Annotated in this window: 1 protein-coding gene and 1 pseudogene; one reads left to right on the forward strand and one right to left on the reverse strand. The window is 73.6% G+C overall.

Annotation, left to right across the window (positions count from 1 at the left end):
* A pseudogene (locus tag ACFQ4O_RS18025) lies at positions 1-228 on the reverse strand (hypothetical protein); the annotation flags it as partial.
* A 234-nt stretch (positions 229-462) separates the two neighbouring features.
* Here ACFQ4O_RS18025 and ccmI point away from each other — a divergent pair.
* Positions 463-743: c-type cytochrome biogenesis protein CcmI (gene ccmI, locus ACFQ4O_RS18030; protein ID WP_378777805.1), on the forward strand; the 281-nt coding region annotated here is incomplete at its 3' end.

Consider the following 743-nt stretch of genomic DNA (forward strand, 5'->3'; position numbering starts at 1 on the left):
GCTCGCCTGCGCCACGGGCCAGGCCCGCTCGGGCGCGGTGGCGGCGATGTGTCCGGGCGCGAGCAGCGCGACCGAACGTCCGTCGAGGGCGGCGGCGCGGGCGATGGCCGCGGCGAGGACGCCTCCGCCGATCACGATCGCATCATAGGCGTCGGACGGCCGGCGATCCTCCCGTGACGCGAAAGCGGGCGCCGATCGGGCGCGGGCGGAGAAAAGAGCGCGAAGCACGGGGCCTCCGTGGCGGTCGGATACGGAGCGCCATCCGGGCCCGAACGGCGCGTCTCGCTCCAAGATAAGGCGTCTTCGGCGGATGGGCGCCCCGTCCGTTGCGAATTGTTCCAGACCGCGCCGGCCGCGCCCCGGCGCCGAAAGCGTTAGGCCCTGCGCTGACCTTGCCTCTTCTCGCGGGCGCGCTCCGGGTCTATGTCCTGCGCCAGAATTTGGAAGGACTAAAGATCGCAGATGGTTCTCTGGCTGATCCTTGCCGCCATGACGGCGGCGGCGGCTCTCGTCGCGCTCCTGCCGCTGTCGCGTCGCCGCGTGGGAGACCGCGCGGACGGCGACGCCGCGGTCTATCGCGACCAGATCGCGGAGATCGAGCGTGACAAGGCGCGCGGGCTGATCGGCGGCAAGGAGGCGGAAGCCGCCCGCGCCGAGGTGGCGCGCCGCCTGTTCGCCGCGACCGAAGCGGAAGCCGCCGCGCGGGGCCGGGTGACCAGCGAGGCGGCGACGCTGCGCCGTCG

The sequence above is a fragment of the Methylopila musalis genome, from assembly GCF_042679725.1.
In the GTDB taxonomy this organism is placed as follows: domain Bacteria; phylum Pseudomonadota; class Alphaproteobacteria; order Rhizobiales; family Methylopilaceae; genus Methylopila; species Methylopila musalis.